The organism is Pontibacter mangrovi (genome assembly GCF_006385705.1).
Taxonomy (GTDB): Bacteria; Bacteroidota; Bacteroidia; order Cytophagales; family Hymenobacteraceae; genus Pontibacter; species Pontibacter mangrovi.
The window spans coordinates 1-5015 of sequence record NZ_VFRQ01000023.1; the positions used below are offsets into that span (position 1 = coordinate 1).

A 5015-nucleotide genomic window follows, 5' to 3' on the forward strand; every position below is an offset into this window, starting at 1 on the left:
CCGGGGTCGGACAGACACATTTGTGTTTTTAAAACACAGGAAATAATTCTTACAATGGAGAGTTTGATCCTGGCTCAGGATGAACGCTAGCGGCAGGCCTAATACATGCAAGTCGAACGAATCTGATCTCTTCGGAGGTCAGGTTAGTGGCGCACGGGTGCGTAACGCGTATGCAACCTACCTTCCACTGGGGGATAGCCCGTCGAAAGACGGATTAATACCGCATACCATAGTTTGAGGGCATCCGAAGACTATGAAAGCTTTGGCGGTGGAAGATGGGCATGCGTGCCATTAGCTAGATGGCGGGGTAACGGCCCACCATGGCGACGATGGCTAGGGGTTCTGAGAGGATGGTCCCCCACACTGGTACTGAGACACGGACCAGACTCCTACGGGAGGCAGCAGTAGGGAATATTGGGCAATGGGCGAGAGCCTGACCCAGCCATGCCGCGTGCAGGAAGAAGGCCTTCTGGGTTGTAAACTGCTTTTATCTGGGAAGAAAACGCCCCTGCGGGGGTAACTGACGGTACCAGATGAATAAGCACCGGCTAACTCCGTGCCAGCAGCCGCGGTAATACGGAGGGTGCAAGCGTTGTCCGGATTTATTGGGTTTAAAGGGTGCGTAGGCGGCCCGTTAAGTCAGCGGTGAAATCCCACGGCTCAACCGTGGAACTGCCGTTGATACTGGCGGGCTTGAGTTCGGTCGAGGCGGGCGGAACTGGCGGTGTAGCGGTGAAATGCTTAGATACCGCCAAGAACCCCGATTGCGTAGGCAGCTCGCTGGGCCGAAACTGACGCTGAGGCACGAAAGCGTGGGGAGCGAACAGGATTAGATACCCTGGTAGTCCACGCCGTAAACGATGATGACTCGATGTCGGCGATATACGGTCGGCGTCCAAGCGAAAGCGTTAAGTCATCCACCTGGGGAGTACGCCCGCAAGGGTGAAACTCAAAGGAATTGACGGGGGCCCGCACAAGCGGTGGAGCATGTGGTTTAATTCGATGATACGCGAGGAACCTTACCTAGGCTAGAATGCGCGTGACCGGTTCAGAGATGAACCTTCCCTTCGGGGCACAAAGCAAGGTGCTGCATGGCTGTCGTCAGCTCGTGCCGTGAGGTGTTGGGTTAAGTCCCGCAACGAGCGCAACCCCTACCTTTAGTTGCCAGCGCGTCATGGCGGGGACTCTAAAGGGACTGCCTTCGCAAGAAGCGAGGAAGGCGGGGACGACGTCAAGTCATCATGGCCCTTACGCCTAGGGCTACACACGTGCTACAATGGCCGGTACAGAGGGTCGCCACCCAGCGATGGGGCGCCAATCTCAAAAAGCCGGTCTCAGTTCGGATCGGAGTCTGCAACTCGACTCCGTGAAGCCGGAATCGCTAGTAATCGCGCATCAGCAACGGCGCGGTGAATACGTTCCCGGGCCTTGTACACACCGCCCGTCAAGCCATGGAAGTCAGGGAGACCTGAAGCCGGTGACCGTCATAGGAGCCGTCTAGGGTAAAACTGGTAACTGGGGCTAAGTCGTAACAAGGTAGCCGTACCGGAAGGTGCGGCTGGATCACCTCCTTTCTAGGGAAGACCCCGGGCTTTCCTGAAATAGACGCAGGTCCTGCAAGGATACCTTAAACAACTGTTTCAATTAATCATTCTCAAAACCTGTAAGGCAAGGACAAAAGGTTTTTGCTTCACGCTTAAGGGGAAGTTAACGGCAAAGAGGGAAGAGTGCACGCACTCCTAACCCGGCGCCCGTAACTCGTACCTTAAGGAACGTTCTTTGACATGTTGGGAGAGAGATAAAGAAAAGAAGACTAGGCTCTGGCAACAGAGCCCTAGTGCGAGAGAGGCGGGCCGGCCCACGCTTGTGGGGCCGGCCGAAGACGCTAAAGAAGGGCGCACGGGGGATGCCTAGGCTCTCAGAGGCGATGAAGGACGCGACAAGCTGCGATAAGCCGCGGGGAGGGGCACATACCCACTGATCCGCGGGTGTCCGAATGGGGCAACCCACTAGCATGAAGTGCTAGTACCCTACGGGGGGCAAACCCGGGGAACTGAAACATCTAAGTACCCGGAGGAAGAGAAAACAACAGTGATTCCGCAAGTAGTGGCGAGCGAACGCGGATTAGCCCAAACCACAGCTGTCACGGCAGCTGCGGGGTTGTAGGACCACGCCGTGGGACCAAGTATTGAAGCATAACAGGCTGGGAAGCCTGACCATAGGGGGTGAGAGTCCCGTGTGCGTAAGCTGCTTGGCCCTAGTGGTATCCTGAGTAGGGCGGGACCGGAGAAATCCCGCCTGAATCCAGCGGCACCATCCGCTAAGGCTAAATACTCCTGAGAGACCGATAGTGAACCAGTACCGTGAGGGAAAGGTGAAAAGCACCGTGAATAACGGGGTGAAACAGATCCTGAAACCGTGCGCCTACAAGCGGTCGGAGCCACCTAGTGTGGTGACGGCGTGCCTTTTGCATAATGAGCCTACGAGTTGCTCCTCCCTGGCAAGGTTAAGTGCTTGAAAGCACGGAGCCGCAGCGAAAGCGAGTCTGAACAGGGCGCGCAGTCAGGGGGGGCAGACGCGAAACTTTGTGATCTACCCATGGGCAGGATGAAGGCTGGGTAAAACCAGTTGGAGGTCCGAACCAGTTTGCGTTGAAAAGCATTTGGATGACCTGTGGGTAGGGGTGAAAGGCCAATCAAACTGAGAAATAGCTCGTACTCCCCGAAATGCCTTTAGGGGCAGCGTCGCGGTGGAGTCTTGTGGAGGTAGAGCTACCGATAGGACTAGGGGGAGTCACATCCTACCGAATCCTGACGAACTCCGAATGCCACTAGACATACGCGGCAGTGAGGCTTGGGGTGCTAAGGTCCCAGGCCGAGAGGGAAAGAACCCAGACCGCCAGCTAAGGTCCCTAAATTTAGACTAAGTTGAACAAAGGGGGTCCACTTGCCCAGACAGCCAGGAGGTTGGCTTGGAAGCAGCCATTCCTTTAAAGAGTGCGTAACAGCTCACTGGTCGAGCGAGAGGGCATCGATAATAATCGGGCATCAAGTCTAATACCGAAGCTGCGGATTGCAGTTTACTGCACTGGTAGGGGAGCATTCCCTGGGCGGTGAAGGTCAGCCGGCGAGGCTGACTGGAGCGCAGGGAAAAGCAAATGTAGGCATAAGTAACGATAATGCGGGCGAGAAACCCGCACACCGAAAGACCAAGGTTTCCTGATCAACGCTAATCGGATCAGGGTTAGTCGGGTCCTAAGGCCGAGGCGAAAGCGCAGGTCGATGGACAGCTGGTTAATATTCCAGCACCGGCCATGCATAGCGATGCGGTGACGGAGAAGTGAAAGGACCGCGCACTGACGGAATAGTGCGCTTAACACCGTAGGTATATCTTTGGTAGTGAAGTACGCCATCGATGCTGAAAGTGGAAAGTACGCCAACCCTTCGGGGGCGGCGAGCGTCCCTAACCAGGCTCCCGAGAAAACCCGCTAAGTGTTTGACTGCATGGCCGCCCGTACCGCAAACCGACACAGGTGGTCGAGGAGAGAATCCTAAGGTGCTCGAGTGAATCACGGCCAAGGAACTCGGCAAAATGACCCTGTAACTTCGGGAGAAGGGGTGCTTCCTCCAGCGATGGAGAAGCCGCAGTGAAAAGGCCCAGGCGACTGTTTAACAAAAACACATGGCTTTGCGAAATCGAGAGATGAAGTATAAGGCCTGACACCTGCCCGGTGCCGGAAGGTTAAGAGGGGATGTTAGGGGCAACCCAAAGCATTGAATCGAAGCCCCGGTAAACGGCGGCCGTAACTATAACGGTCCTAAGGTAGCGAAATTCCTTGTCGGGTAAGTTCCGACCTGCACGAATGGTGTAACGATCTGGGCGCTGTCTCAGCCGTGAGCTCGGTGAAATTGTAGTCTCGGTGAAGATGCCGAGTACCCGCAACGGGACGGAAAGACCCCATGAACCTTTACTATAGCTTAGCATTGACGCTGGGTAACTCATGTGTAGGATAGGTGGGAGGCTGCGAGGCGGTGTCGCCAGGCATCGCGGAGCCGTCCTTGAAATACCACCCTTGAGTTGCTTGGCGCCTAACCTCCTACGAGGGGGGACAGTGCTTGGTGGGTAGTTTGACTGGGGTGGTCGCCTCCAAAACAGTAACGGAGGCTTTCAAAGGTTCCCTCAGCACGCTTGGTAACCGTGCGCAGAGCGCAATAGCACAAGGGAGCTTGACTGTGAGGCCCACAAGCCGAGCAGGGCCGAAAGGCGGATATAGTGATCCGGTGGTTCCGCATGGAAGGGCCATCGCTCAAAGGATAAAAGGTACTCTGGGGATAACAGGCTGATCTCCCCCAAGAGCTCATATCGACGGGGAGGTTTGGCACCTCGATGTCGGCTCGTCACGTCCTGGGGCTGGAGAAGGTCCCAAGGGTTCGGCTGTTCGCCGATTAAAGTGGCACGCGAGCTGGGTTCAGAACGTCGTGAGACAGTTCGGTCCCTATCTGTTGTGGGCGTTGGAGATTTGAGGGGTCCTGACCTTAGTACGAGAGGACCGGGTTGGACGAGCCTCTGGTGGACCTGTTGTGCCGCCTGGTGCAGCGCAGGGTAGCTACGCTCGGACGGGATAAGCGCTGAAAGCATCTAAGTGCGAAACCCGCCCCAAGATGAGATCTCCCTTGAAGGGCCGTCGAAGACGACGACGTCGATAGGCCGCAGGTGTAAAGCTGGAGACAGCAAAGCCGAGCGGTACTAATTGCCCGGGGGCGTCCGGCCGAGAACCGGCCCGCCGCTCTCACCTCTTCCCTTTGTCTCTTTCCCTCCTACATGTCCTAAAAAAGCATTGCACATAGCAAAACAGCATCGACTGCGACACAGACCGCAGCAAGGCAATGGTGGCTATGGCCCCGGTGAGCACCTCTTCCCATTCCGAACAGAGCAGTTAAGCCCGGGCGCGCCGATGGTACTGGGGTCACACCCGGGAGAGTAGGTGGCCGCCAACCCCAACAAGAAGGGCCCCT

General features: G+C 56.4%; 3 rRNA genes. All 3 read left to right on the forward strand.

What is annotated here, in order from left to right:
* Positions 1 to 51 precede the first annotated feature (51 nt).
* The 3 genes from FJM65_RS21030 to rrf all read left to right on the forward strand — a co-directional run bounded on the left by FJM65_RS21030 (position 52) and on the right by rrf (position 4997).
* Positions 52 to 1574, forward strand: a 16S ribosomal RNA gene (locus tag FJM65_RS21030).
* Positions 1575 to 1876: 302 nt separating this feature from the next.
* Positions 1877 to 4770, forward strand: a 23S ribosomal RNA gene (locus FJM65_RS21035).
* A 115-nt stretch (positions 4771 to 4885) separates the two neighbouring features.
* A 5S ribosomal RNA gene (gene rrf / locus FJM65_RS21040) occupies positions 4886 to 4997 on the forward strand.
* Together the 16S, 23S and 5S rRNA genes form the textbook arrangement of a ribosomal RNA operon.
* Positions 4998 to 5015 lie beyond the last annotated feature (18 nt).